At 38.7% G+C, this 25,713-nt stretch carries 27 protein-coding genes, 3 tRNA genes and 1 riboswitch; of the genes, 18 read left to right on the top strand and 12 right to left on the bottom strand.

Annotated elements, in window-relative coordinates; translation table 11 throughout:
• Position 1 precedes the first annotated feature (1 nt).
• The 5 genes from TEL01S_RS11205 (at position 2) to TEL01S_RS07470 (ending at position 7,010) form a co-directional block, all read left to right on the top strand.
• The gene (locus tag TEL01S_RS11205; protein WP_012003490.1) at positions 2 to 1,615 is read left to right on the top strand and encodes an FAD-dependent oxidoreductase; all 1,614 of its coding nucleotides are present in this window, start codon (positions 2 to 4) and stop codon (positions 1,613 to 1,615) included.
• Positions 1,608 to 3,164, top strand: coding sequence for an FGGY-family carbohydrate kinase (locus TEL01S_RS07455; RefSeq protein ID WP_012003491.1), 1,557 nt, complete (start codon positions 1,608 to 1,610; stop codon positions 3,162 to 3,164). The genes TEL01S_RS11205 and TEL01S_RS07455 overlap by 8 nt, the downstream gene beginning before the upstream one ends.
• 12 nt (positions 3,165 to 3,176) lie before the next feature.
• A complete protein-coding gene (locus TEL01S_RS07460; RefSeq protein ID WP_012003492.1) occupies positions 3,177 to 4,886 on the top strand; it encodes an FAD-binding oxidoreductase in 1,710 nt (569 codons plus the stop codon).
• 53 nt (positions 4,887 to 4,939) lie between these two features.
• Positions 4,940 to 5,120, top strand: a riboswitch (cobalamin riboswitch).
• Positions 5,121 to 5,170: 50 nt separating this feature from the next.
• Entirely contained in the window at positions 5,171 to 6,184 is a 1,014-nt protein-coding gene (locus tag TEL01S_RS07465; RefSeq protein ID WP_028843879.1) for an ATP-grasp domain-containing protein, read from the top strand.
• Positions 6,174 to 7,010, top strand: coding sequence for a succinate--CoA ligase subunit alpha (locus TEL01S_RS07470; RefSeq protein WP_012003494.1), 837 nt, complete (start codon positions 6,174 to 6,176; stop codon positions 7,008 to 7,010). The genes TEL01S_RS07465 and TEL01S_RS07470 overlap by 11 nt, the downstream gene beginning before the upstream one ends.
• A gap of 160 nt (positions 7,011 to 7,170) precedes the next feature.
• Here the strand turns inward: TEL01S_RS07470 and TEL01S_RS07475 are convergent, their stop codons facing one another.
• The gene (locus tag TEL01S_RS07475) at positions 7,171 to 7,530 is read right to left on the bottom strand and encodes a HepT-like ribonuclease domain-containing protein (RefSeq protein WP_012003495.1); all 360 of its coding nucleotides are present in this window, start codon (positions 7,528 to 7,530) and stop codon (positions 7,171 to 7,173) included.
• Positions 7,523 to 7,825, bottom strand: coding sequence for a nucleotidyltransferase family protein (locus tag TEL01S_RS07480; RefSeq protein WP_012003496.1), 303 nt, complete (start codon positions 7,823 to 7,825; stop codon positions 7,523 to 7,525). Before TEL01S_RS07480 ends, TEL01S_RS07475 begins: the two co-directional genes overlap by 8 nt.
• A gap of 668 nt (positions 7,826 to 8,493) precedes the next feature.
• On the opposite strand from TEL01S_RS07480, the gene TEL01S_RS07485 reads away from it, so the two are divergent.
• From TEL01S_RS07485 to TEL01S_RS07500, 4 genes are all read left to right on the top strand, one after another.
• On the top strand, positions 8,494 to 9,213 hold the full coding sequence (locus TEL01S_RS07485) for a GntR family transcriptional regulator (RefSeq protein WP_012003497.1): 720 nt from the start codon (positions 8,494 to 8,496) through the stop codon (positions 9,211 to 9,213).
• 232 nt (positions 9,214 to 9,445) lie between these two features.
• Positions 9,446 to 9,718 (top strand): ArsR/SmtB family transcription factor, encoded by a 273-nt coding sequence (locus TEL01S_RS07490; RefSeq protein ID WP_012003498.1) that lies wholly within the window; start codon positions 9,446 to 9,448, stop codon positions 9,716 to 9,718.
• A 10-nt stretch (positions 9,719 to 9,728) separates the two neighbouring features.
• A complete protein-coding gene (locus TEL01S_RS07495; protein ID WP_228369006.1) occupies positions 9,729 to 9,947 on the top strand; it encodes a 4Fe-4S dicluster domain-containing protein in 219 nt (72 codons plus the stop codon).
• A complete protein-coding gene (locus TEL01S_RS07500) occupies positions 9,940 to 10,296 on the top strand; it encodes a hypothetical protein (RefSeq protein WP_012003500.1) in 357 nt (118 codons plus the stop codon). The genes TEL01S_RS07495 and TEL01S_RS07500 overlap by 8 nt, the downstream gene beginning before the upstream one ends.
• 255 nt (positions 10,297 to 10,551) lie before the next feature.
• Here TEL01S_RS07500 and gltX read toward each other — a convergent pair whose 3' ends face one another.
• From gltX to minC, 10 genes are read right to left on the bottom strand one after another with little or no spacing between them, the layout of a single operon-like run.
• Entirely contained in the window at positions 10,552 to 11,952 is a 1,401-nt protein-coding gene (gene gltX, locus TEL01S_RS07505; RefSeq protein ID WP_012003501.1) for a glutamate--tRNA ligase, read from the bottom strand.
• A complete protein-coding gene (locus TEL01S_RS07510) occupies positions 11,949 to 12,473 on the bottom strand; it encodes a TIGR00725 family protein (RefSeq protein ID WP_012003502.1) in 525 nt (174 codons plus the stop codon). The genes gltX and TEL01S_RS07510 overlap by 4 nt, the downstream gene beginning before the upstream one ends.
• Positions 12,470 to 13,180, bottom strand: coding sequence for an LPS export ABC transporter ATP-binding protein (gene lptB, locus TEL01S_RS07515; RefSeq protein WP_012003503.1), 711 nt, complete (start codon positions 13,178 to 13,180; stop codon positions 12,470 to 12,472). Before lptB ends, TEL01S_RS07510 begins: the two co-directional genes overlap by 4 nt.
• A complete protein-coding gene (locus TEL01S_RS07520) occupies positions 13,177 to 13,653 on the bottom strand; it encodes an OmpH family outer membrane protein (RefSeq protein WP_012003504.1) in 477 nt (158 codons plus the stop codon). Before TEL01S_RS07520 ends, lptB begins: the two co-directional genes overlap by 4 nt.
• 12 nt (positions 13,654 to 13,665) lie before the next feature.
• Positions 13,666 to 14,208, bottom strand: coding sequence for a ComEA family DNA-binding protein (locus TEL01S_RS07525; protein ID WP_012003505.1), 543 nt, complete (start codon positions 14,206 to 14,208; stop codon positions 13,666 to 13,668).
• Complete coding sequence (locus TEL01S_RS07530; RefSeq protein WP_012003506.1) at positions 14,205 to 14,909, bottom strand: SPOR domain-containing protein; 705 nt, start codon at positions 14,907 to 14,909, stop codon at positions 14,205 to 14,207. Before TEL01S_RS07530 ends, TEL01S_RS07525 begins: the two co-directional genes overlap by 4 nt.
• A 2-nt stretch (positions 14,910 to 14,911) precedes the next feature.
• Positions 14,912 to 15,916 (bottom strand): M42 family metallopeptidase, encoded by a 1,005-nt coding sequence (locus TEL01S_RS07535; RefSeq protein WP_012003507.1) that lies wholly within the window; start codon positions 15,914 to 15,916, stop codon positions 14,912 to 14,914.
• Positions 15,913 to 16,932, bottom strand: a complete 1,020-nt coding sequence (locus TEL01S_RS07540; RefSeq protein WP_012003508.1) for a M42 family metallopeptidase — start codon at positions 16,930 to 16,932, stop codon at positions 15,913 to 15,915. The genes TEL01S_RS07535 and TEL01S_RS07540 overlap by 4 nt, the downstream gene beginning before the upstream one ends.
• A gap of 2 nt (positions 16,933 to 16,934) precedes the next feature.
• Complete coding sequence (locus TEL01S_RS07545; protein ID WP_012003509.1) at positions 16,935 to 17,948, bottom strand: M42 family metallopeptidase; 1,014 nt, start codon at positions 17,946 to 17,948, stop codon at positions 16,935 to 16,937.
• A 13-nt stretch (positions 17,949 to 17,961) separates the two neighbouring features.
• Positions 17,962 to 18,591: a septum site-determining protein MinC gene (gene minC / locus TEL01S_RS07550; RefSeq protein ID WP_028843878.1), complete on the bottom strand. Its 630-nt coding sequence runs from the start codon at positions 18,589 to 18,591 to the stop codon at positions 17,962 to 17,964.
• 98 nt (positions 18,592 to 18,689) lie between these two features.
• Here minC and fliJ point away from each other — a divergent pair, with 98 nt between their 5' ends.
• The 9 genes from fliJ (at position 18,690) to tsaB (ending at position 25,712) form a co-directional block, all read left to right on the top strand.
• On the top strand, positions 18,690 to 19,124 hold the full coding sequence (gene fliJ / locus TEL01S_RS07555) for a flagellar export protein FliJ (protein WP_012003511.1): 435 nt from the start codon (positions 18,690 to 18,692) through the stop codon (positions 19,122 to 19,124).
• 4 nt (positions 19,125 to 19,128) lie between these two features.
• Positions 19,129 to 19,506: a Mini-ribonuclease 3 gene (locus tag TEL01S_RS07560; protein ID WP_012003512.1), complete on the top strand. Its 378-nt coding sequence runs from the start codon at positions 19,129 to 19,131 to the stop codon at positions 19,504 to 19,506.
• Positions 19,490 to 20,191 (top strand): 23S rRNA (guanosine(2251)-2'-O)-methyltransferase RlmB, encoded by a 702-nt coding sequence (rlmB, locus tag TEL01S_RS07565; protein WP_012003513.1) that lies wholly within the window; start codon positions 19,490 to 19,492, stop codon positions 20,189 to 20,191. Before TEL01S_RS07560 ends, rlmB begins: the two co-directional genes overlap by 17 nt.
• Positions 20,192 to 20,245: 54 nt before the next feature.
• Positions 20,246 to 20,321 (top strand) — tRNA-Lys (locus tag TEL01S_RS07570).
• Positions 20,322 to 20,406, top strand: a tRNA-Leu gene (locus tag TEL01S_RS07575).
• 9 nt (positions 20,407 to 20,415) lie between these two features.
• Positions 20,416 to 20,490, top strand: a tRNA-Gly gene (locus TEL01S_RS07580).
• 51 nt (positions 20,491 to 20,541) lie between these two features.
• A complete protein-coding gene (gene uvrA, locus TEL01S_RS07585) occupies positions 20,542 to 23,304 on the top strand; it encodes an excinuclease ABC subunit UvrA (RefSeq protein ID WP_012003514.1) in 2,763 nt (920 codons plus the stop codon).
• Between the two features lie 21 nt (positions 23,305 to 23,325).
• On the top strand, positions 23,326 to 25,050 hold the full coding sequence (locus TEL01S_RS07590; RefSeq protein ID WP_012003515.1) for a CehA/McbA family metallohydrolase: 1,725 nt from the start codon (positions 23,326 to 23,328) through the stop codon (positions 25,048 to 25,050).
• Positions 25,047 to 25,712 carry a tRNA (adenosine(37)-N6)-threonylcarbamoyltransferase complex dimerization subunit type 1 TsaB gene (gene tsaB, locus TEL01S_RS07595; protein WP_012003516.1) on the top strand — a complete coding sequence of 222 codons (666 nt, stop codon included), beginning with the start codon at positions 25,047 to 25,049 and terminating at the stop codon, positions 25,710 to 25,712. Before TEL01S_RS07590 ends, tsaB begins: the two co-directional genes overlap by 4 nt.
• Position 25,713: the final 1 nt, after the last annotated feature.

Genomic DNA, 25,713 nt, shown 5'->3' on the forward strand with positions numbered 1-25,713 from the left:
CATGGCTGATTACGATGTGCTGGTAATTGGGGCAGGGCCTGCAGGACTATCTGCGGCGGTATCAGCTAATAATTTTGGAGCAAAAGTTCTGGTTGTGGAAAGAGAACCTATGCCTGGGGGAATTTTAAAGCAATGCATTCACGATGGCTTTGGAGTGATTGAATTCAGGGAGAGATTAACAGGTCCAGAATATGCCGAAAGATATATAGAAAAACTGAACAAGCTTGACATAGACGTCTTGCTTCAGAGCTTCGTGCTTGACATCAAAAAAGAGAATGATTTTTTCTATGTAACTATTCAAAATAATAGAGGAATTTCTATCAAAAAAAGCAAAGCAATTGTCCTTGCTACCGGTTGTAGAGAAAGAACATCGAAACAGATTTTTATACACGGCGACAGGCCTGCCGGTGTTTTTACAGCTGGTACTGCTCAATACTTGGTGAACATAATGGGTCTTTTGCCTTGCAAGCGGTGTGTAATACTCGGAAGTGGAGATATAGGCTTGATAATGGCACGGAGATTAACATTAGAAGGGGCGCAGGTGCTGGGGGTTTATGAGATACAATCGCAACCATCTGGACTTGCAAGGAACATATCTCAATGTCTGGAAGATTTCAAGATTCCTCTGTTTCTTTCCCATACAGTGACAAGAGTATTCGGAAAAGAAAGATTAAAAGCTGTTGAAATAATGAAAGTCGATGAAAATAAAAAACCCATTCCTTCTACTGCCCGCATAATAGAATGCGATGGATTAATTCTGGCTGTTGGATTAATACCAGAAAATGAACTTGCAGAGTCACTTGGAATAGAAATGGACGAAAAAACAAGAGGACCAGTTGTTGATCAAAATATGATGACAAGTGTAAAGGGTGTTTTCAGTTGCGGGAATGCTCTGCACGTGCACGACCTTGTAGATTATGTGACGCAAACCGGTAAGATCGCAGGAAGATCGGCAGCGCTGTATTCAAAAGGGTTACTTACAGTTAACAGTTATTCAGAGATAGAATTTTCAAACGATATTGCTTATTGTGTACCTCAGAGAATCAGTTTCCCCTGTCAGGAAAAAATCAGGTTGTTTTTCCGCGTAAAATATCAGAAAAAGAATGCAAAATTGCTTGTTAGATCTAATGAGGTAATTACTCAAAAGACTTTTGAGATAATCAGGCCACAGCAAACTGAATTTGTTGATTTTGAGGTTTCTGGGGGTAAAATTGCTATCGAACTTGCAGGTTTGGGGGGAGAAAATGTGGAGAAATCTACCAAAAAAATAGTGTGTATTGTTTGCCCAAAGGGATGTGAGATTGAAATCCTGGACGAAAATAATGCAACTTTTCGTGGCTACAGTTGCCCGAGAGGTCTTGAATTTGCCAAAAACGACCTTTTGAACCCGAAGCGGATATTGTGTACAACCGTTGCTACAATTGGCCACAAACTGCTTCCGGTAAAAACAGATAGACCTATACCATTGGAATCTTTTAAAGAAGTGATGGACTGTGTGAAAAAAATTGTTGTTGAAAAACCTGTTACAAGAGGAGAGATCGTCTTTGAAAACATAGCCAAAACAGGTGCAAATCTTGTGGCAACGGGTACATCGAAGGTGATAGAGTATGTCTGATGTGATACTTACAATAGACTGCGGCACACAAAGCTTGAGGGCACTTCTTTTTGATCCAGATGGTAAATTAGTAGAAATGCATAAAGAAGAATACCCACAAACTTACACCTCACCAAAACCCGGCTGGGCTGAACAGGATGTAGAAGTTTACATAAAAGCACTCTCAAAAGCCTGCTCGATTGTTAAAGAAAAAAACAGCGCTCTGTGGAAAAAGATAACAGCTGTAACAGTAACCACACAGCGAGATACCTGTGTTTTCTTGGACAAAGATGGGAGTCCATTGAAGCCAGCAATCCTGTGGTTAGATCAACGAATGGCTGAGTTTGACAGCAGACTGCCTTTACATTACAAAATAGGCTTTAAGATAGTTGGAATGAACAAAGCAGCTATGATCTCGGCAAAAAAATGTAAGGCAAACTGGGTCAGACAGAATGAACCTGAGATCTGGCAGAAAACTCACAAGTTTCTGTTGCTGTCTGGTTGGTTTCACTATCTTCTCACTGGTAAGTTCATAGATTCGGTTGCTAATCAAATAGGTCACATACCATTTAACTACAAAAAACTCACATGGGCTGATCCAAAACACGATTATCAGCCTTATTTATTTCAAATAGAGAAAGACAAACTTCCCGATCTGGCCCAACCGGCAACTGTGATAGGAACTCTAACAAAGAAAGCATCACAGCTGACTCAAATTGCAGAAGGAACTCCAGTAATAGCCGCTGGATCAGACAAAGGTTGTGAAACTATTGCGCTGGGATGTTTGACAGAATCTGTTGCATGTGCAAGCCTTGGTACAACAACCACGATGCAAATAACTTCCAGAAAATACCTTGAGCCGTTAAAATTCATGCCTTCATACCCGGCTGTGATTCCATATCGTTTCAATCCAGAAGTCGAGATATTCAGGGGTTTCTGGATGGTTAGCTGGTTTAAGAAAGAGTTTGGCAGTTATGAATCTCAGATAGCACAGGAAAAAGGCATAACAGCCGAAGATGTCTTTGACGAATTGTTGAAAATAACCAAGCCTGGTTCGCTTGGTTTGATGCTTCAGCCTTATTGGGGCGCCGGTTTGAAAATGCCAGAAGCAAGAGGGGCAATCATAGGGTTTGGGGATGTGCATAACAGAGCTTATCTATATAGGGCAATAATAGAGGGTCTTTCCTATGCGTTGAAAGACGCGGCAGAAAAAATAGAAAAAGTTTCCCACACATCTATTGAAAAAGTCATGGTGACAGGCGGAGGATCAAAATCAGATTTTGTTTGCCAGACTTTGGCAGATGTTCTGAATAAAGAGACGGTCAGGGGTGAAACCTACGAAGGTTCTGGTTTGGGAGCAGCCATAGTCGGATTTGTTGGAATAAAATACTATTCTTCCTTTGAGGATGCTGTTCAAAAAATGGTTAGATACAGCAAGCAATTTATTCCAAATAAAGAGCGTGCAAAACTTTACTCCCAGCTTTATGAACATGTTTACAAAAAAATGTATGCCAGATTGTGTCCATTGTATAGATCCATGCAAAAGATAACTGGTTATCCAGAATGTTGAGAGGTGAAAGAAATGGAATTTCAACCCAAATGGATTGAACAGGCACCCCCCGCTGGTTCTTACAGATCGATATTTAAATGGGGAAACCCAAATTTCTTTAAACACCCGAATAAAAGACTTTACAGATTGATGAAACAAGTTTTTGAATTATCTGATGAACACTTTGAGCATCCTGTAAATCCAGGCTTTGAACAGGTAAAAGTCGATATACCGATAAAACTTTCTTCGAAACACATTCAAGTTTTCGAAAATATTCTTGGAGCCGAGAACGTAAAAACAGACGATTACTCCAGAGTAAAGGCAAGTTTTGGGAAAACTATGCTTGATTTGATGAGATTGAGAGAAAAGAAAATAGAAAATCTCCCGGATGCGGTTTTGTTTCCGAAAGATAAAAAAGATGTCGTGGAAATAGTAAAGTATTGCAACGAAAACAGAATACCAGTTTATCCAAGAGGAGGAGGTTCAACAGTAACAAGAGGGACTGAATGTGTAAACGGTGGTGTGTGCATAGATTTTACAAAGCATATGAATCGAATTCTCAAGTTGAATGAAACTAACCACACCGTTACAGTTCAACCGGGTATCTACGGCCCGGAGCTTGAGAGAAAATTGAACAACGCACCTGAAGAACTCAACGCAGAGCATAGATATACCTGCGGTCATCTGCCCCAATCTTTTGAGGGCTCCACCGTTGGTGGGTGGATTGTCACAAGAGGTGCGGGACAAAATTCAACATATTATGGAAAAATTGAGGATCTTGTGATCTGCCAAGAATATATAACCCCGGTAGGAGAAATCATTACAAAAGAATACCCAAGGGCCGCTTTAGGTCCATCAATAGACCAGATCTTCATTGGTAGTGAAGGTGCTTATGGATTACTCGTTTCGGCTACACTCAGAATCTTCAGATATCTTCCAGAAAACGACCAAAGGTTCAGTTTTATCTTTCCAGATTTTCACAGCGCGATAGAAGCAACCAAAGAGATAATGCAATCCCAATTTGGAGTTCCTTCGGTGATGAGATTATCAGATCCTGAAGAAACAGATGTTGCATTGAAACTCTATGGTGTTGAAGATACGTTGATAGACAAAATGATAAGCCTGCGGGGTTTCAAGCCCATGAAAAGATGTTTACTCCTTGGCATAGCGCAGGGAGAGAAAAATTACGCAAAAAACGTCAAAAGAAACATAATAAAACTGGCAAGAAAATACGGTGCGATGTACACCACAGGTTTTGTGGCAAAATCCTGGGAACATGGCAGATTCACAGACCCATACCTCAGAGATGATCTGAACGATTTTGGCATAGTAATAGACACCCTTGAATGTGCCGTGGCATGGGATCAAATTGAATACGTCTGGGAGAACGTCAGAAGATACTGCAAACAAAGGCCAAAAACTATTGTTATGAGCCACTGTTCGCATTTCTACCCTCAGGGAACTAACCTGTATTTCATATTCATAGGAAAATTTGAAAATATCGAGGAATTTGTTGAGTACCAGAGCGGAATACTCGACAATATAGTAAAACACGGCGCGGCGTTGAGTCATCACCATGGAATAGGAAAATTATTTGCACCATGGTTTGAAAACTGTATAGGAAAAAATCAGCTTGAAGTTATGAGAGCTTTAAAAAGATACTTTGATCCCAACAACATTATGAATCCGGGTGGGACACTTGGATTAGACCTGAGCGATACGCAAAAAAGAAAAATATCATAACTGGCAATCGTTAGAGCATTTATGATATTCTATCCTTAGATAGTAAAAATTGAATATGATTTTCCACCTGAGGTTCCATTTATGGATTAAAAGGGAATCCGGTGAAAATCCGGAGCTGCCCAGCAACCGTAACTGGGGACGAAATCCGCAGAAAGGCCACTGGTACAATCCGGGAAGGCGCGGAGAGTAGGATGATCCAGAAGCCGGGAGACCTGCCTTAGGTGTATTCTTCCCCGATAGCTGAGGGCTATTTGGGAAATTTTTGTTTGTGTGGAGGTGAGGATATGAAAATTCACGAATATGTCGGAAAAAATGTTCTAAAAGAAAACGGATTTAATGTACCAAAATCCGTATTGATCAACGGGCCTTTTGAACGAAGAGATCTTGAACAACTCGATCTTCCACATGTTTTGAAAGCCCAGGTTCTGGTTGGAGGGAGAATGAAAGCTGGTGGTGTGGTTTTCTCCAGATCATACGAAGAAACTTACCAGAAAATTTCATATCTACTTGGAAGAAAAATAAAAGGAGAAAAGTGTACAAAGGTGCTCGTTGAGGAAGTTTTTGAACACGATAGAGAAGAATATTTATCAATATTGATTGATAGAGACATTAGAGATATAACAGTACTCTATTCCGAATTCGGCGGGATTGATATAGAAGATGTGGAAAAGCAAAAAATAGTCAAAATTAAGATGGAAGATATCAGTAAATTACCAGATCACGTACGTGATATAACTTATAAACTGGTAAATCTTTTTATAGAAAAAGATTTGACACTTCTTGAAATTAATCCGATCGCTTTCAACAACAAAGATGAATATATGATGCTGGATTGTGTTATGCATATCGATGAAAATGCTCTTTATAGACAAAATTGGTGTCCACAAATTCCCAGCTTTGATCCTGAACTTCAAGGTGATGTGGGAATAATTGGTTGTGGAGCCGGTATTGTCATGGCAACTTTCGATGCAGTTATCGAATGCGGCCTTAAACCCGGCGCTTTCTGCGATCTCGGCGGCGGAGCAAAAAAAGAAAATGCACTGAAAGTGTTAAATGATCTAAGTAAAAGAAATAAAAAAATAGTCGCAAATATATTCGGTGGTATTACCGATACTATGGAAATTGCTTCAGCAATCATCGAATGTAAAGGGAAGAACCCGGAAATTCAAATCTTCGCCCGAATAACAGGAAACAATGAGATGTTTTCCAGAAAACTTTTAACAGAAAATGGAATAAAGGTTTTCGACAGCACCACAGATCTTATAAACGCTCTAAGGAGGGAGAGCTATGTTTTGTAAATCTGACAGGGTCTGTGTTTATGGAATTACTGGAAAATATGGTAGTCATCATACAATAAAAATGAAAAACTATGGCACAAATATTATTTGTGGTGTTTCAAAAAGAAAAATCACAGAATTTGAGGGTATCCCAGTTTACAAGACACTGAAAGAGGCAAAAGAAAATCCCGATACTGCTATCATCTTTGTTCCAAAAGAAGAAGTTCTGAATGCCTTTCTTGACGCTGTAGAAAATAGCATCAAGAAAATCGTCATCATAAGCGAGCATGTTCCTATTCACGATGCACTGAAAATAACCAAGATTTCGAAAAAACTTGGCATAAAAGTTGTAGGACCAAATTGTCCAGGGGTGATTGTTCCTGGGGAAGTGAAAGTGGGGATAATGCCGGAAAAATACTTTAAACCCGGTGAATTTGCGTTGATTTCAAGAAGTGGCACCTTGATGTATGAAATTGCCAGGATTATTTCAAAGGCAGATGGCATAAAGATCGCTATGGGGCTCGGAGGAGATCCAGTAGTAGGCACCAACGTTGCAGAAGCATTTGATGAAATTGAAAATATGAGTATAAGAAAAGTCATGGTTATTGGCGAAATAGGTGGAAATGACGAAGTAAACGGCATCAAATATGCCAGAGAGAAAGGTTTTGATGGAGAAATATTCTCTTTCTTTGCAGGTAGATATGCGCCCGAAGGAGTCAGGATGGGCCACGCTGGTGCAATTATAGAGGGAGAGTCTGGAAGGGTGCAATATAAAGAAGAAAAATTGAGGCAGTATGACGTCAAAACAATTAGAAATTTATTCGAGCTCGAAAAGATTTTCAATTGATTTTCTCACTTTGAGAGATTTTCATCTCGATGCTAATCTGGTACAACTTGTGGCTGCATATCTTCTGAAATGTGAAGTTTTAAAATGAAGTTCCATTATCTTTTATTCTCTCAATTCGTTAAAATCAATTGAAACAAAAAGATTGAGAAGGTTATACTTCTCAAATTTCATTTTGCCATCCTTCTTTTTGCATTATATACTCAAGCTTTTGCCTTAGTTCTGGTATATCATCCTTTAATATTTTCCAAAGTACTTCTATATCCAATCCAAAGTAGAAATGTATTAGCTTATCTCTTGTTCTGGCGATCATACTCCATTTGACTTCTGGATATTTTTCTTTAAATTCTAAAGACATATTTTTCACCGCTTCTCCAAGAATTTCTACATTTCTAATCACTGCGTCTATTGTCTTCTCATCTTTAGAAAAGTTTTCAAAGTTCATATTTTCCGTGTATCTTATCATTCTTTTACATGCTACCATCATATCCAGAAGGAATTCTTTATTCGTTCTTTTATACATACTCCAGCTCCTTTTTTATATTTTCTTTAACATAACTTATTCGTATGCTTTCTATCCCACATGGGGTGAGTATATCTGCCTGCCTGCTAAACAAAGCTTCAAGAAAATCAATAAGTCCTATGAAATCTTTCATGTTTCCCTTGCCTTCTTCAAACTCGACAACAAAATCAATATCGCTATCTTCTCTTAATTCATTTCTGGCAGCAGAACCAAATATTCCTATTTTCTTAACTCCAAACTTTCTTATCTCACCCATATTGTCCCGCAAGGTTTTTAAAATTTCTTCTTTTTTCACAATTCACGACTCCTCATTTGATAGGTTTAAAATCTGAACCCATTTTGAGACGTAAGTAAAGTAATATTTTCTTTTCATGCATACTTCACAGCAATTATTTTAACATCTTTTATCAAAGACATATTTTGCTATTTTTGCTATTATTTTTTATAAAATCCTGTAGATGTTTATGTCAAGTTGAAATACTGATAACTCTACAAGTGCAACTTTAATTTGATCCTTTCCTTGTATTTATAAACTAACACACATATTGCGGCTGTGCATCTTCTGAAATGTGAAGTTTTAAATGAAAATTCACGAAAAAGTTAGTACCTTTCAGTATCTCCCCTGTACATGTAGATAGCTATTTTCAAAGTTTTGTTTAGTCATCAACAAGTACAAAAACACTTGCCCTGATTCATTGTGAAAATTTCAAGTCCTTGAATAGAAGTACCAATCAAATATAGTCTGTTACACTGTCTTGCTTTAGCTTGCAAGGAGTAATATTATCACCCTATAATTATTTTGCATTTGACATCATTCGCATAGTAACAGTTATATTTATACAGATTGTATCATTTATACCAGTTCCGCTAACAGTAAATAATTCTTTGAGTACTACATTATGATAACTACCTGAAATCTTGAGTTATAATCAGGATATACTTCATCTGTGGAGGAATGCTTGGTTGATAGACAGGACAAATGCCATGCCCCTTTATGTTCAGCTGAAACAGGAACTGAAAGAAAAAATACTAAAAGGTGATTGGAAAGAAGGGGAAAAAATTCCTGCAGAGTTTGATCTAATGAAAATCTATAAAGTCAGCAGGGCTACTGTTAGATCAGCTATAGATAGCCTTGTTTTGGAGGGATATCTTGTCAAAAAACACGGGATTGGTACTTTTGTTAAAAGAATAAGACCTTCTCTTGGTTTTGAGCCTTTGATAAGTTTAAGTTATGCTCTGGAAACTTTTAATATTCACTCTAAAAACACTGTACTTGAGAAAAAATACATAGATATTGATAGAAAACTGAAGCAGAAGCTTCGTTTCAAATATGCGGCAAAATGTCTTTATGTCAGAAGATTACGTTATGTTGATGAAGTGCCGGTGGCGATTGAAGATTCGTATTTCCATCCAAAAACTGCACATGTTTTTGATGGTAAAGACCTGTCAAAATCCATTGCGAAAATACTCGTTAATGAAACAGATGTATCGATATCAAAAGTTGAACAAATAATAATTCCGCGTGTGGCAGAAAAAGAAGAAAGAGCCCTGTTAGTGTTATCTGAAGAAACCCAGATTCTGCACATGCAGCGATGGATCTATGTTCAAAATCAGGTTGAACCAATCTATTATCTGAATTTAATTATGAGAAACGATCTATCAACCTTTCACATAACAAGATGAGCTTGTAAATTCGTTGTTTTGCTTCCTGCACAGCTGTACAGTCACAAGCCACACAGGAGAAAATCAAAAACTTTTTAGTAAGGGGAAAACTGCTGCAAGATAATAAAAGCTCTATTTCTCGAGTAAATTTTAAGCACCTCTCTGAAAAATGATATGAAATTTTAAAGATATTTTTCAGGATATTTTTACGAGAATAGTTGTATAATTGTACAACAATGAAAGGAGGAAAATTGTGCATACTGAAAAAATCTTCAAAGCCCTATCCTGTAAATGGAGAATTGAAATCATAAAACAGGCGGCAAAACAGGATCTTTGTATATGCGATCTTGAGGCTGCAAATCACATTGACAAAACGACTATTTCAAGACATATAGCCATCTTACAGAATGCCGGGATCATCGAGTTGCAAAGAGAAGGGCAAAGAAAAAGAATCGTTCTCAAAGATTCCAGGGTTCTTGAGCTCATAAATCTGGCGGAAAAGATTGCTAAGGAATATTCATTTTAAAAAGGAGGAGATGAAATTGGCAAAAAACTGGTATCCAGTTATTGACTACAGCAAATGCGCTGGGTGTCTAAGCTGCGCAAATTTCTGCCCTCATGGAGTTTACACAATTAAAGATGGTAAACCTGTTGTTACTAATCCACTCGAGTGTGTGGAGTTTTGCAGAGGCTGCCAGAAACTTTGTGATTATGGTGCGATAACTTATTCGGCGGAGGTGAAAACTCATGGGTAAAAAAGGATTGTTACTGTGTGTCTGTCAGGGAACTTGTCCATCTTTTCATCAAATGAACGTTTTTGAAGTGCTCAATGCCATAAGAAGGGAAAAACTGGTTGATTTTGTAGCACTTCATCCACAATTGTGTGCGGACGATGGGGATATTTATTTGAAGACGTTGACAAAAGACGAACATATAGAAAAGCTTTATGTGGCAGGCTGCGATCCAGCAATGCAAAAAAAGATGTACAGAGATGCCTTTGAAGAGAGCAATTTTGATAAATCAAAACATATCGGCGTAGATATAAGAAATATGACCACAGAGCAAGCAATTGAAGCAATTAAGAATATGATCAAAAATAATTGATAATCTATATTTAGCAACATCAATAAAAGGCAGGCTTCTGGTTACCCGAGATAGAAGCTTGCCTTTAAAAATTGTATGTTTCATTTCAAAAATAACCCGCTTTCTTATCAGTTCAAATCTTACTTTTCTTCATCTTTTTTGTTCAACCGTTTTGTCCTTCTCTCCTCGTTAGATAATAAATTTGCACAACAAGGCAACTACCATTACCACACATGGCGGAGAGATATGTTATCTCTTATCTGATAATATAGAAACTCAACAATCTACACTGTTGAGTAATTTTTCAAATCTTTCAATTACCCGCTTTTTTCCAAGTATTGAAAGAGTCTCAAACAATCCCGGTGTAACAAGTTTTCCCGTAACAGCGCCCCTCAACAATTGAAAAACCTTGTTTTTAGAAGCTATCTTCATGTCTGCCAATGCTCTGCATACCTTTTCTGTTCCCTCTATCGACCAATCTTTCAACTCACTGAACAACACTACAGCTTTTCTCAGGATTTCCTTGGCATATGATGTGCTTAGATATTCACTGACAAACCTTTCTTCTAACGTGTAATCATCAAAGAAAAATGAATACGAGAAATCATATAATTGAGAAAGTGTATTGACTTTTTCTCTGCATACATTTAAAACTTTTAAAGCATAGCTTTCTTCACAATGTGGTATTTTCCTGTTAGTGAATTTTATCCATTCGACAAATTCATTCCATAGCTGTTCAATATTAATCATTCTCATGTGCTTACCATTCACCCACTCGAGCTTTTCAGGATCAAAAATCACACCTTTATTGGATATACTTTCAGGTTCGAAATTTACCAGTTTTTCCTTCACATCAAAAACCTCTTCTTCCCCCACACTCCAGCCAAGCAACGCAAGATAATTCATCAATCCCATATTCAGTATGCCAATTTTTCTGAAATGTTCAACAGAAGTAGCGCCATGCCTTTTACTCAATGGGGTTCTGTCAAAACCGAGTATCAGCGGAATGTGCATAAACTGCGGAATTTCCCATCCAAGAGCTTTATAGATCATTATCTGCTTGGGGGTGTTGGAAAGATGATCTTCTCCTCTGAAAACATGGGTAATCCTCATTAAATAATCATCTATAACAACAGCAAAATTATAAGTTGGAAAACCATCAGATTTCACTATGACAAAATCTCCTATGACTGAGTTTTGAAACTCCATATTTCCTTTCAACAAATCATGGAATTTAGTGATACCTTCAGGAACCCTGAAAGAAATGGTTATATCATGCCCTTTTTTTTCGTATTCCTCCGGGTATTCGAAGGTGTTGAAAAGAACTTTCTTTCTGTCAACTTTGTCATAAACTGTATAATAAGCACATTGTTTTTCCACCAAAATCTGAGCATATCTTTTATATATACCTTCTGAAACACGTTCACTTTGTCTGTAGGGCCCAAAATCTCCTCCGATATCCGGTCCTTCATCCCAGTCAATACCACACCATTTTAAAGACTCAATAATGGCTTTTTCTGATTCCTTCGTTGATCTTTGAAGGTCTGTATCCTCTATTCTCAAAACGAATTTTCCATTCATTTTTCTTGCGTAAAGCCAGTTAAAAAGAGCTGTCCTCGCTCCCCCAACATGCAAATACCCAGTAGGACTTGGTGCAAATCGAAGTCTCACTGTCATTTTATCTGCCTCCCAATTCTCTCAAGTATTTCCATAACTTCCTTTATGCTGGCAGCCTTCTGTACAGTTACTATTTTTCTCGAGTCCAGATATTTTCCCTCTATTAAATTCTCCGAAAATCTATCAGTCCAACCCCCAGTTCCAGTAAAAAGCACTACGGGTTTTCCCCTTGCGTATGCCATGAGGACTTCTATGGCTGTTCCAATTTCTCCACCGATTGATAAAACAACATCACTGCTCTCTATCAAGACAAGAGATCTTGTTATATTATCAAAAGGTGTTTTAATTCTCAAACTCAGATATCTGTTTCCATCTTCAAAAGCTGGTAAAACACCTACAACAAATCCTTGAGCTTGCCTTGCCCCTATTGAAACAAGTTCCATTACACCATCTCTTCCTCCACACACAATAGTATATCCACTTTCTGCAAGAACTCTCCCTGTCTCAACACACAAATTCGAGATTTTGCTGACCGGTGGTTTATCAACAGGACCTGAATAACCAATTATTCCCACATTCATGTTCCAAGATAGACCTCCCTAACTATTTCACTTTTCAAGACACTTTCCGGTTCTCCCTGAGCAATTATTTTTCCTTTGTGGATTATATAAAGTCGATCAACAACCTGAGCAAGCGCATCTACAGTATGATCAGTTATAATTATTCCTATGTTTCTGTCTTTCAGCAAACGTATCATCTGCTGTATATCTTTAACAGTTTTTGGATCTATACCAACAAACGGTTCATCAAGCAATAAAAAAGATGGGCTCAGCGCCATCATGCGTGCAAGCTCAAGTCGACGTTTTTCACCACCAGATAGATCATTTGCATATTGATTTTTTAATTCCCAGATACCAAACTCCCTTAGAAGTTCTTCCACTCTTTTTCTCCGCTTAATCGTATTTTTCTCGTAGAATCTGAGTACAAGTTCAATGTTTTCATGCACTTTGATCCCGCCGAAAACAGATGTCTCCTGCTGCAGGTAAGTTATACCCAGCCTCGCTCTGTGACTCACAGGCATTTTGGTTATGTCTTTTCCAGAAAACATGATTTTCCCCGATGTGGGGATAACAACGCCGAGTATCATATTAAAAATAGTCGTTTTCCCAGCACCATTTGGACCGAGTAATCCGACAACTTCTCCCTGTTCAACTGAAAGATCTGCGTGATCAACTACAACTTTTCTCCCAAATTTTTTTACAAGGTCACTGCATTCTATCTTTTTCATTGAGCTTTTAAAAATTTCACCAACTGATCTGTTATATCATAAGCATCATCACCATAAACAAGCATCTGCTTGTTCATAATATAATCATAACCCATCATTTTGGCGTATTTATCAATTTTGTCAGCTATCTCATTGAGCGTTTCTTGCATTTTTGGTTGATACTCATTTTGAAGGAGTTGTTCGTACTGCTGCCTTCTCGTGAGTATCTCATTTTGTTTTTTCTCTATGTCAGTCTGAGAGGCTCCTGATTTCTGCATGTTTTCCAGTTCTTTTGTTAACTCATTGAGTTTGTTCTGATAATACTGAAAATCTGCTTTGTAACGCTCATTGAGTTCAACCATTTTTGGATATTCCTGGGTAATTCGATTCACATCAACGAAAACTATTTTAGGACTTTCCTGAGTTGCTCCATAGAAAAACATCATGAAAATCGATAAACTCACTGCCCCGATGATAATAGATACTTTTTTCACACAGACACCTCCTTAAAAATCAATCATATCTCTTATTTTATCAAGTGTTTTTGGACCTATTCCAGGTACTTCGAGAAGGTCTTCTGGTTTCTCGAAGGGCCCATTTCGTTCCCTGAATTTGATTATTTCACTTGCTTTGACTTCCCCTATTCCAGGTAGTTCAGAAAGTTTTTCAAGGTCAGCTCTGTTAATATTCACTTTCTTGTTTTCGAAAGAATTGTATTTGAGATCAACAAAACTCGCCATTTTTTCAGCTGTCGCTCTACCTATTCCCGAAACATTTGTTAGATCCTCTATTGACTGGAATGGACCGTTACTTTCTCTATAATCAAGAATCGATCTTGCTTTGGCAGGGCCAATGCCAGGTATCTCTAACAGCTCTTCATATGTAGCTGAATTTATATCTATTGGAAACTGCACCGTTTTTCTTTGAACAGGTTGCTCGTCACTTTGAAAATCCCGATTCTCCATTTTCTCAAAAGCAAAACCAAGCAAGAGCAAAAGCCCAGCAAGAGCTAAAAAAGCAAGTCTTTTCTCGCTCACAGACAGTTTCAAGGTGCCACTCTCCCGACATAGCCAGGTCGATTGGTACCGGCGATCTTCATTATCTCTTCCCAGTTCAACTTTTGTGAGTAATCTTCAGCCGAATTTACATCGTTGAAGGCCCCAACAACTACTGAATACCAGTCTCGGCCATCGCGGGTAAAATGCATAAGGTATGCCGGATATCCTGCACTTCTTAAAGCAAGAGCTCTTTCAAGGGCAGAATCTTTATTAACTACAGAAAGCACCAGAACGCCATAAATAGTCCTCATAGGAGTAACATCTTTCAATGTGTACTCCCCGACAATTGCAACTGTATAAAAGCCGTCCAGAGTTTGACAGATAAGAAATGGTAAATTGGAACCTCTTATGACCTTCAGTGCATCTTCAGATTGTAGAAGATAAACCGAGAAAATTTCTCCTTTTTCAACCATCTCTGTAGCCTGAACAATAAGTTCTTTGTAATCAAACTCCTCCACCATATAAATCTGAGGGGTTGAATATTCTGTAATGGTCGCAGGGCTACTCTGTTCTGCTGGTATTTCTATCTTTGGTGATGGCATTTCTACTATCTCAATGCGCACACTGGAGCGACTCTTCACCAGGAAAAAAGTCGCCAGCGTAAAACTGACGAATCCAACACTGAGAGCAATTATCAATATGGCTAAAATTCGGGCCTGCATCTCAGTTAATTTTATCTGCCTGCGTGCCACTTTTACACTCCCTTTTCGGCATAACTCATGAGCAACTGTATAGTGTATTCCACATCTGTTAGAGATAGAGTTTCACTTGGAGAGTGAACATATCTTGTTGGAATCGAAACTGTTGCCGACGGAATGCCTGCTTTTGTCCTTTGAAGAACAGATGCATTTGTACCTCCAAAAACAAGTACTTCCATTTGATACGGAATATTCTCTTTTTGAGCAATTTCAACAAGTCTGTCGACAATCTTTCTGTTGCTTATCGATGCTCGATCTTTCACCTTTACAGCAGGACCTTTACGCAAAACCATTGAGTGCCTCTTAAAAGATTTCGGATAATCAGATGAGTCTGTTACATCAATAGCTATACAAACATCCGGTGAGATACTGTAAGCTGCAACCGACGCTCCTATAAGCCCTACTTCCTCTTGGACGGAAAAAGAGCCTATAATCGTATTAACCGGTTTTTTGATTCGTTTGAACATTTCCACTATCACCGCACATCCTATGCGATCATCCATGGCTTTACCAACAAGTAAATCATTGTTTCTATACATATAAGAATCATAAACTCCGAAAGAACCGATTGGAACTAATTTTTGAGCCTCATCACGATCTTTCGCCCCTATATCCACAAACATAACATCCAGATTCAAATTAGAGTAATTTTTCTTTTGCTCTTCAAAAGTTTCTCCTTCAACATAAACTATCCCTGTTGCTTCTGGAAATTTAACCCTGTGGCCAACATATGAATGAGCAGGAACTCCACCAACACTTTCAACTCTTAAGAAGCCTCTTTCATCGACATTTGTAACAACAAGTCCTATTTCGTCTGCGTGAGCATCAAAAAGTACTTTTTTTCCACTCGAACCTGTTTTCCAGACTAAGAGATTACCAACGTTATCAAATTTATACCCATCAATAAAACCTTCAAGTTCTTCAAGTATTATTTTGTGAACTTCTTCTTCCCTACCACTCGGACCATAAGCTTCTGTTAATTTTTTGATTAAATCTATCATTTTGCAAATGCCTCCCCTTCCTCAAGTATTTTTTCAACCAGAAGAACCGTATTTTTATAATCGTTCAAATCAATCATTGAAACAGGACTGTGTATATAACGTGCTGGAACAGATATCACTCCAGCTGCGGTGCCGGCGCCTGTCCTTGCAAAACGTGCCGCATCTGTACCTCCGGCCGTTCGCCTTTTTGCCTGGTATGGTATGGAGTATTTCTCTGCCAGCTTTAAGATTGATTCATAAACTCTTTTGTTGATTACATACCCTCTGTGCATAAATGTAACTGCCGGCCCTTCACCAAGATGAGTTGCCCATTGGTAAGAAGGCAACTCCGGGTCATCACCCGCTGTTGTTCCTTCTATAACTATTGCAATATCAGGATGAATTTGCTCCACAACAACTGCGCTTCCACGCAATCCAACTTCTTCCTGAACAAGAAAGGCAAAATAAACATCATCTTCATAACGATTATCCAGAGTAATGATGTCCATCAAAACAGAGCATCCTGCTCTATCATCAAAAGCTTTTCCCGTGGCTCTGCCGTTCTCCTGGTGATAACCTGTTGTAAAAGATACATAATCCCCTATTTTAACCATCTTCGAAGCTTCTTCCTTAGATTTTGCCCCAATGTAGATCCTCATCTGATCCACCGATGGTGGCTTCAAAATCTGATCTCTTTCCTGAATGTGTATGGCTTTGAAACCTATTACCCCGGGGATTTCTCCATTGATTCTGACAACTTTTCCGGGCATTACTTGAGTCTCTACCCCGCCAACAGGCGCAAAGCAGAGCATTCCATCATCTTCAACGTTTGTCACCATAAAGCCGACTTCGTCCATGTGAGCCGCTATTACTATTTTCCTTTTGCTTTTTGTACCTTTTTTACAGGCAATCAGGTTTCCAAGAATATCCACCTTCAGTTCATCAACATATTTTTCTATCTCTTTTTCTATGAATTTTCTGACCTTCTCTTCATTTCCAGAAACTCCATCAAGCTCGGTAAGCTGCTTCAAGTACAACTCTATCCCTCCTTTTTGATTGCCGTACACAATGCGATAAGCCTCGCCGTTTCCTGAACATCAACTGGATCAACAACTTCAACTGGTGTGTGCATGTACATCAATGGTATTGAAACAAGCATTGTTCGAATACCGGTGCGAGTTAATTGAACTGCATCAGTATCTGTACCAGATCTTCCTGGGACTGGTTCTATCTGAAATTTCACACCATTTTTTTGTGCTAATTCGGCTACTTCCGCATAAAATTCTCTGTCCACAACCGGTCCAGTACCAAGAGCAGGCCCATTCCCAAGTTTTATTTGCGGAAAACCCGGAATCTTTGCTTCGCCGTGAGTGACATCCAAAACGATGGCCTTATCAAGTTCTAATTGATAAGCAACAGATACAGCTCCCGGTCCACCTATTTCTTCCTGACTTGAGAAGATAAAGTAAACATCCGCCTTATTCTTTATAAAATTCAACAATTCTGCTGCAACAATAAGCGCTGCACAACTTGCTCTGTTGTCCAGGGCTTTACCACATATTTTTCCACCTATCTCAACGGGTGTAGATTCAATCACGCCCACATCTCCAACAGAGACGTCTTTTCCTAAATCGCTGCATGAAACGTCAATAAAAATTTTGTCAAAATCTGGCACACGTTTTCTATGCTCTTCTTTTTGTAAATGTGGAGGCAGGACACCTACAACGCCCCTTGCAATACCTTTCTTGGTATATATCCTGACCCTTTGAGCAAACATTACTTTTGGGTCTACTCCTCCCACAGTTTCAAGCCTGGCAAATCCACCTTCTTCAATCTTTGTTACAACATGACCTACTTCGTCAACATGTGCAAAAATCCCTAATTTTTCTTTTCCTTCACCTTTCTTTTCAGCAATCAGAGTGCCAATTTTGTTATAGAAAGTTCTGTCTACATAAGGGCTGATTTGCTTTTCTATGTATTCCAGAACAGGATCTTCAAAACCTGATGGGCCATCAATCTGTGAAAGGTCCACAAGCAACTTTTTGATATTCAAATTTATCACTCCCCTATTGAAATTTTACATCTTTGGCACTCTCAATCACAATTTTGTTTTGTTTAACATGAACCACAACGGGTTCGTCGTATGAACCAGCTTCCCTGAGAATATATTCCGATATCTGTATTAAAGACGGCTCCATAGACAAGGCAGCCACAATGGAATCTGATTCGTTAAGCCCAGCTCTTAATATCCCTTTAACATTTCCAAACACAACAATTGATCCTCCAGCCATAATCTCAGCACCAGAATGTACATTACCAATAACGATAACATCGCCCGAATGTACCAGAGCTTGTCCTGATCTCAGGTTTTTTTTGACAACTTTCGTACCAGATTTCGTCTCGCCTTCTTCAACCATTTTCATTCTGCCGCGAACGTTAATTCCTTCTTTTGCAGTAACCCCCATAAGTATCTGGGAAACTTCTATCCCCATTTTTTTAAGAATAGAGATTATCCTTGGCATATCATGGGAATGTTTTTCGTTGTTCTCTATCATCAGCATGATCTTATCGCCTGCAGCAAAAAAACCGCTCATCTGGGATATTTTCGAGGTCAACTGGTTCACAACATCTTCCAGGTTATCGTAATCTTTTATCACCAGCACAAGGCCTTCTTTGGTCATTTTGAAATCTATCAGATCTATAGTCACGCAAGTTCACCCCCGAAGATTATCAATAAGATTTTATCACGTATAATATAAATGTCTGAAATAATCTCAACTCAGGAGTGCGGCTTATGTTTAAATTTAGATTGGAAAGAGTACTTCAGCTCAGAATTTCCGAAGAAAATCAGCTGAAGCTTGAACTGGCTTCTGTAAGAGCTCGAATGCGCATCTTACAGGAAGAAATCAATTCAGCACAGCAGATGCTTTATAAAATGAGCCAGGAGGTACTTCAAGATCCTTCAAGAGGTTTATCTGGCAATGAAATTCATCAATGGAGGTCGTACGTCGAGGCAACCGAAAACTATATAAGAAAGAAACTACAGGATCTGAAAAATTTGAAATCTGAAGAAGACAGATTAAAAGAAAAATACCTTGAAATGAGAAAAGATAGAAAAATTCTCGAAAATCTTAAGGCAAAGCAATTTAAGAGATATGCATTTGAACAGGATAGATTAAACAGGCTTTATATGGATGAAATTGCACTCAGAAAATATGCAAGAAGGTGAAATTTTGGACGTTTCGCAAATTCCAATCTCCACTATGGCATATATAGGAGATGCCATTTATTCATTGTATTGCAAAGTAAAATCATTAAAACTAATGAAAGTAAAAGCCATTCATAAAGAGGTCAACAAAATCATATCCCGCGAAGGGCAGGCGAGAAGCTTCGACAGATTAGTAGAGTTGTTGAGCGCGGAGGAGTTTTCTCTGGTCAAACGTGCTTTAAACAGCAGAGCAGCAAAAAAATATGGAAATGATATTTTTTACAGAAAAAGTACCGCTCTTGAAGCATTGATAGGTTATCTTTATCTTAAGGGAAATAAAGAAAGATTAATAGATTTGCTGAAAATTGCTGTGGAGAATGATAAAGATGATCGTTTATGGTAAAAGTGTTCTGGATGAAATCGTGAGGATACGATATCCTGTCAAAAAAATATATCTGCGGGAAAGTAACAACGAAAAGTTTCAGGAGATAGAAGAGATCCTCAAGAAAAACGGTTATCATTATATAAAAACATCGGCTAAACATTTAGAAAAACTATGTGGTGAAGAAAAAAATCAAGGAATAGTTATTGATCTTGATTTCAATTATGCAGATGAAACATATCTCGATGGTGATTTTATAGTTTTGCTTGATCATATAGTTGATCCACATAATCTTGGTGCGATAATACGTACTTGCGTTGGTGCTGGAGTTAGTGCAATCGTTATCACAAAAGACCGATCCGCCAAGATAACTCCTGCGGTAGTTAAGGTCTCTGCGGGAACTGTTTTTCGCATACCTGTTGTGATAGTAACAAACATAGTCTATACCATCGAAAAATTAAAAAACAAAGGTTATTGGGTTTATGGTGCAGATATGAATGGCAAGAATCTTTACGAAGAAGGATTTATTTCTCCTGTCGCTATAGTTTTTGGCAACGAAGGAGAAGGACTAAGCCGCCTCGTGAAAGAAAGATGCGATCAACTAATATCTATTCCCATGCGCAGTAAAATTGATTCTTTGAATGTTTCGGTCAGTGCTGGAATTATATTATTTGAAATATCAAGAAAATGCTTCATGAAAAGATGATACAGGTACTTGAAAAATGTATTTGGGTATGATATCATCAAAATGCATTTGTGTGACCCGCTAGCTCAGCCGGAAGAGCACCTGACTTTTAATCAGGGGGTCCCGGGTTCGAGTCCCGGGCGGGTCACCAGCGAGAGTGGCGGAACTGGCAGACGCGCTGGACTTAGAATCCAGTGGATGATGAATCCGTGTGGGTTCAAGTCCCACCTCTCGCACCCAGGACTGCGGGTGTAGCTCAGTGGTAGAGCGTCTGCTTGCCAAGCAGAAGGTCGCGGGTTCGAATCCCGTCGCCCGCTCCAAATAGGAATCCCCCTGCTGAGCAGGGGGTTTTTTTCAGTGAGGTGAATCATTTGAATAATATAAAGGTCAAAGGGGCCCGCGTTCATAATCTTAAAAACATTTCAGTAGAGATTCCAAAAGGAAAAATAACAGTCATAACTGGGCTGTCCGGTTCGGGGAAATCAACCCTTGCGATGGATACCATATATGCCGAAGGTCAGAGAAGATATCTGGAATCTCTTTCTACTTATGCCAGGCAGTTTCTTGGCGAGCTTAAAAAACCAGATGTTGATTCTATAGAAGGGCTTTCTCCAGCAATTGCGATCGATCAGAGAAGTGTCTCACACAATCCGCGATCTACAGTAGGAACAACAACAGAAGTTTATGATTACTTGCGAGTCCTTTTCGCAAAGATCGGTCAACCACACTGTCCGTCCTGTGGAAGGCCTGTGGAGAAAAAGAGTGTTGATCAAATTGTGAACGACCTTTTTTCAAAATTTCAAAAAGGCGTGAGGATATATATACTTTCTCCAATTGCGATTGACAAAAAAGGTTCCTTCAAAAAAGAATTTTCAGCCCTTGTTGCAAAAGGGTTTGTTCGGGCGGAAGTGGACGGAGAAATTATAAGATTAGAGGAAATAGACGAACTTGACAAAAACAAAAGGCATACAATTAAACTTTTAATTGACAGATTAATTCTGAACAGTGAAGAAAAATACAGAATAGCGGATGATATAGAAATAGCTTTCAGAGAAAGTAACGGATTTGTCGAAGTCAAGAATATTGATTCAAACGAAACACTGACATTTAGCGAACATATGATGTGCCCAGTATGTAATATAGGCTTGCCAGAGATAAACCCAAAATTATTTTCGTTCAATAACCCGTATGGAGCTTGCCCACATTGCCATGGTCTGGGTTACAATCTCCAAGTAGATCCTCAGCTTGTTTTGAATACGAATGTAAGCATCGATGAGGGTGCAATTGTGCCATATAGCAATGACGGATATTATTTATCCCTCATAAAGCAAACTGTTCGCTTGCTTGGTGGTTCAACAAATATCGCTTTTTCGCAGTTACCCCATCACATCCAGGAAGCTGTACTTTACGGATACGGGCAATTTGAGGGAGTAATCAATAATCTGGAAAGAAGATATAGAGAAACTGAGTCAGAGGATGTAAAAGAATGGATCGAAAGAAAATTCATAGTTCAGAGAACCTGCCCCGTATGCGGAGGAAAGAAGCTGAAACCGGAGGCTCTATCTGTAACTATAAATGGATTGAATATAATTGATGTAACGGAATTAACGATAGAAAAAGCTTACGATTTCATCTTGAAATTGCAGGAATCTTTTGAGGAAAGAGAGCAAAAAATTGCAGGCGAATTGACTGAAGAAATTAGAAGAAGACTTCAGTTCATGATTGATGTTGGCTTAGGGTATTTAACGCTTTCTCGCACTGTTAACACACTCTCTGGTGGTGAAGCGCAAAGAATAAGGCTTGCAACACAGATAGGTTCTGGCCTGACAGGTGTCACGTATGTTTTGGATGAACCAACAATAGGGCTCCACCAAAGGGACAATATGAAATTGATAAATACTTTGAAAAAATTGAGAGACCTTGATAATACAGTAATTGTTGTTGAACACGACGAAGAAGTGATAAGAAGTGCCGATTACATAGTTGATCTGGGACCTCTCGGTGGTGAAAACGGTGGAAGGGTTGTCTATTCTGGGCCTGTAAGCAAATTAATTCAATCACCTGGCGAGTCAATCACAGGACAGTATTTGTCCGGAACAAAAAAAATAGATTTTCCAAAATCCCGGCGCAGGGGCAACGGAAAGACATTAACACTAATTGGCGCATGCCACAACAACCTTAAAAACTTGACAGTCAGTATCCCGCTTTCAACTTTTGTCTGTGTGACGGGCGTATCCGGTTCTGGCAAATCTTCCCTGATTCTGGACACGCTTTATCCTGCTCTGATGAACGAAATATACAAAACCAGACTGCCAACAGGAAAATACGATAGAATCGAAGGATTGGAAAATGTAGACAAGGTAATCGCCATAGACCAGTCTCCTATAGGAAGGACACCTCGAAGCAACCCAGCAACATACACCAAGGTATTTGACAGTATAAGAGAACTTTTTGCAATGACACCAGAAGCAAAAGCAAAGGGGTATTCCAAAAGTAGATTCAGTTTCAACCTGAAAGGAGGAAGATGCGAGGCATGTCAGGGCCATGGGCTTGTAAAAATAGAAATGTTGTTTTTGGCTGATGTTTACGTCGAATGTGAAGTTTGCAAAGGAAAACGCTATAATGAAGAAACTCTTCAAGTTAGATACAAAGGCAAAAACATACACGATGTTCTCGAAATGTCTGTTGACGAAGCACTCGAGTTTTTTAAAAATGTACCAGTGATATTCAGAACCTTGAAGCTTTTGTCTGAAGTCGGATTGGGGTATATAAAACTTGGACAACCTGCTACAACCTTATCAGGTGGTGAATCTCAACGAGTAAAGCTTGCTTCAGAGCTGAGGAAGCTGCCAACAGGAAAGACAGTCTATATTTTAGACGAACCCACCGTAGGACTACATTTTGAGGACATCAGGAGATTGATAAATGTTCTTCACAGACTTGTTGATAGAGGGAACACAGTAATAGTAATAGAACACAACCTGGACGTCATTAAAAATGCAGATTATATAATAGATCTTGGTCCTGAAGGAGGAGAACAGGGGGGCTATGTGGTTGCAACCGGCACTCCTGAAGAAATTGCAAAAGTCGAGTCCTCTTACACAGGACAATTTTTGAAAAAATTACTCAGATAATACATTATGGAGGTGTAAAAATTGAAAAAGTTTTTACTGCTTGCCCTGGTGATTTTTTCCATAAACGCCGTAGCGTACAATTTTTATTTTGCTAACATACACGCACATACTGCTTTTTCAGATGGCTCTTCTACTCCCACAGATGCCTACACATATGCAAAAAATTATGTTGATATTCAGGCAATAACAGACCATGCTTATTATTTTCGGCAAAAAATCGACAATCAGGATAAATTGTTGTTAACCAAAAAGATGGCAGAAGATGCTACGGTCGAAGGTAAGTTTGTTGCGATGTGGGGATTTGAATGGACTGGTGGGGTAGGACATATAAATGTTTATGGTACTACAGACTGGACTGATAGAAACGAATCCGATCTCAAAAATCTCTATAAATGGATTGTTTCTCACAGAGCCCTTGCTCAATTTAATCATCCGGGAGTAACATACGGAAATTTCTACGATTTTGAATATGATCTGGAAGCAGACAAATATATAAATCTAATCGAAGTTGGGAACGGTAATACAAGCAGGAGAACTATAACAAAAGAAATGTATTCTAATTATATTCTGGCATTGAACAAAGGATGGCATGTGGGAGCAACGGCAAATCAGGACAACCACAGACCAAACTGGGGATCAGCAAATGATACAAGAACTGCTATTCTTGCTGACGCACTGACTTACAATTCGATTATGGAAGCTCTCAAGCAGCGAAGAACTTATGCAACCGAGGATAAAAATGCAAAAATACTCTTCAAATGCAACGATTTCTGGATGGGATCTATTTTAAAAGATGCCACCCAGCTGAACTTCGAGATAAAATTAAGCGATGATGAACCATTTTATGAGGCAGTGTTAGTATCCCAGAGCGGAGATGTGGCAAAATGGCGAATCAATTCGAACGAATTTTCAACCAGCTATAGGATTGTGCCTCCAGATGGTTACGAGTGGTATTTTCTTTACGTGATTCAGAATGACTGGGACGAAATAGTAACCTCGCCTATCTGGGTACAATATGGAGATGTTCACGTGGTTAATTTGCATGAAAAAGTAAGCGGAAGGAATGTAGATGTGTATTTCGACCTCATAAATACATCAAATTTACCTGTTCATTGCGATATCAGCGTTAAAATTTCTAATGTGCCAGCCAGAACAGAAGCTGAATTAAAAGCAAGAGAAATAAAGCAGATTACGGTGCCTTTATCTAATGTCGAGAGTGGTATTCAAACCGTTGAAGTCTTTTTGAATGGTTTCAAAGCCCAAACCGGAACTGTTGAAGTCAAAAAAGGGCTTATAATAGTTGACCAGTCGCATGAAAATACTTATGAATCTTTCTGGAAAACTGCACAAATTGATATAGAAAATCAGGGTTATCAGGTTGAATATTCTCAAAGATTTTTCAAAAAAGTTCCAAATGCCTCGATGGTATTCTTAACTCTACCCTCGAAAGATAGTTTTCCTGAACTGAGAATGCTCAACGATTTTGAAATAGAGAATCTCGTAGAGTTCTACAAAAAAGGTGGACAAATAGTCCTAATAGCTTTGAAAAATTCTCTCATAGAAGATTCTTACAATACGTTACTGGAAAAGATGCATATAGATGCAAAACTTGCACAGTCTGAGGGAAATGTTTTTCTGTTTAAAAATGATAAAATGCTTGATTTCTACGAACAGGATGGATTTTTATTCATTTCCTGCGAAGAACCATCGCAATTGATGAAAAAATTGAAAGGGAGATTACCGTGAAAATTTTTGCTATAGATACTTCTACAGACACTCTGGTTATAGCGTACTCCAATGAACAAAATATACTCACACTTAATTACAGAGGAGTCGAGAAACATGCAAGTAAAATAGGCCCTCTGGTTCATGAATTTCTCAACATGGCAGATGTTAATAAAGGGTCTATCGATCTTTTTGGATGTGGCGTTGGGCCTGGTAGCCTTACCGGATTGAGAATTGGGATAGCTTTTATTCAAGGGATGGCCCACGCTTTTTCTAAAAATGTTGTTGCCGTCACATCATCCGAGGTTGTCGCAGCAAATTTTCTATACCATCAGGGCGAAATAGTAATAGTTAAAAAAGCACGTGAAGGATATGTCTACATAGCTTGCTATAAAGAAAACACAGAAATGCTGAAACCATCTGTGATGGAATTTGAAAAGGCTAAACATTTTGTTCAAACCCTTAATAATCCAATTGTAGTTGGTGATGCAAAAAAACTCTTTGAACATATTGCACAAACAGCTCCTGATGAGCTCGAAGCTATCAGAGGTGAGGTTCTATTGAACAAGGTGTTCGAAAAGATAAAAAGTAAATCCATTCTCAAACCCCACGAGCTTGAACCTCTTTACCTTCAAAAATCTATAGCAGAAATGAATTTCGAAAAAAGAAAAAGCAAAGGCTGAA

Source organism: Pseudothermotoga elfii DSM 9442 = NBRC 107921, assembly GCF_000504085.1.
GTDB lineage: Bacteria > Thermotogota > Thermotogae > Thermotogales > DSM-5069 > Pseudothermotoga_B > Pseudothermotoga_B elfii.

Coding starts and splice junctions, on each gene's coding strand:
- TEL01S_RS11205 (WP_012003490.1), top strand. CDS start 2: ATGGCTGATTACGATGTGCTGGTAATTGGGGCAGGGCCTGCAGGACTA.
- TEL01S_RS07455 (WP_012003491.1), top strand. CDS start 1,608: ATGTCTGATGTGATACTTACAATAGACTGCGGCACACAAAGCTTGAGG.
- TEL01S_RS07460 (WP_012003492.1), top strand. CDS start 3,177: ATGGAATTTCAACCCAAATGGATTGAACAGGCACCCCCCGCTGGTTCT.
- TEL01S_RS07465 (WP_028843879.1), top strand. CDS start 5,171: ATGAAAATTCACGAATATGTCGGAAAAAATGTTCTAAAAGAAAACGGA.
- TEL01S_RS07470 (WP_012003494.1), top strand. CDS start 6,174: ATGTTTTGTAAATCTGACAGGGTCTGTGTTTATGGAATTACTGGAAAA.
- TEL01S_RS07475 (WP_012003495.1), bottom strand. CDS start 7,530: ATGTATAAAAGAACGAATAAAGAATTCCTTCTGGATATGATGGTAGCA.
- TEL01S_RS07495 (WP_228369006.1), top strand. CDS start 9,729: ATGAAATTGGCAAAAAACTGGTATCCAGTTATTGACTACAGCAAATGC.
- TEL01S_RS07500 (WP_012003500.1), top strand. CDS start 9,940: ATGGGTAAAAAAGGATTGTTACTGTGTGTCTGTCAGGGAACTTGTCCA.
- gltX (WP_012003501.1), bottom strand. CDS start 11,952: ATGACAGTGAGACTTCGATTTGCACCAAGTCCTACTGGGTATTTGCAT.
- TEL01S_RS07510 (WP_012003502.1), bottom strand. CDS start 12,473: ATGAATGTGGGAATAATTGGTTATTCAGGTCCTGTTGATAAACCACCG.
- lptB (WP_012003503.1), bottom strand. CDS start 13,180: ATGAAAAAGATAGAATGCAGTGACCTTGTAAAAAAATTTGGGAGAAAA.
- TEL01S_RS07535 (WP_012003507.1), bottom strand. CDS start 15,916: ATGATAGATTTAATCAAAAAATTAACAGAAGCTTATGGTCCGAGTGGT.
- fliJ (WP_012003511.1), top strand. CDS start 18,690: ATGTTTAAATTTAGATTGGAAAGAGTACTTCAGCTCAGAATTTCCGAA.
- rlmB (WP_012003513.1), top strand. CDS start 19,490: ATGATCGTTTATGGTAAAAGTGTTCTGGATGAAATCGTGAGGATACGA.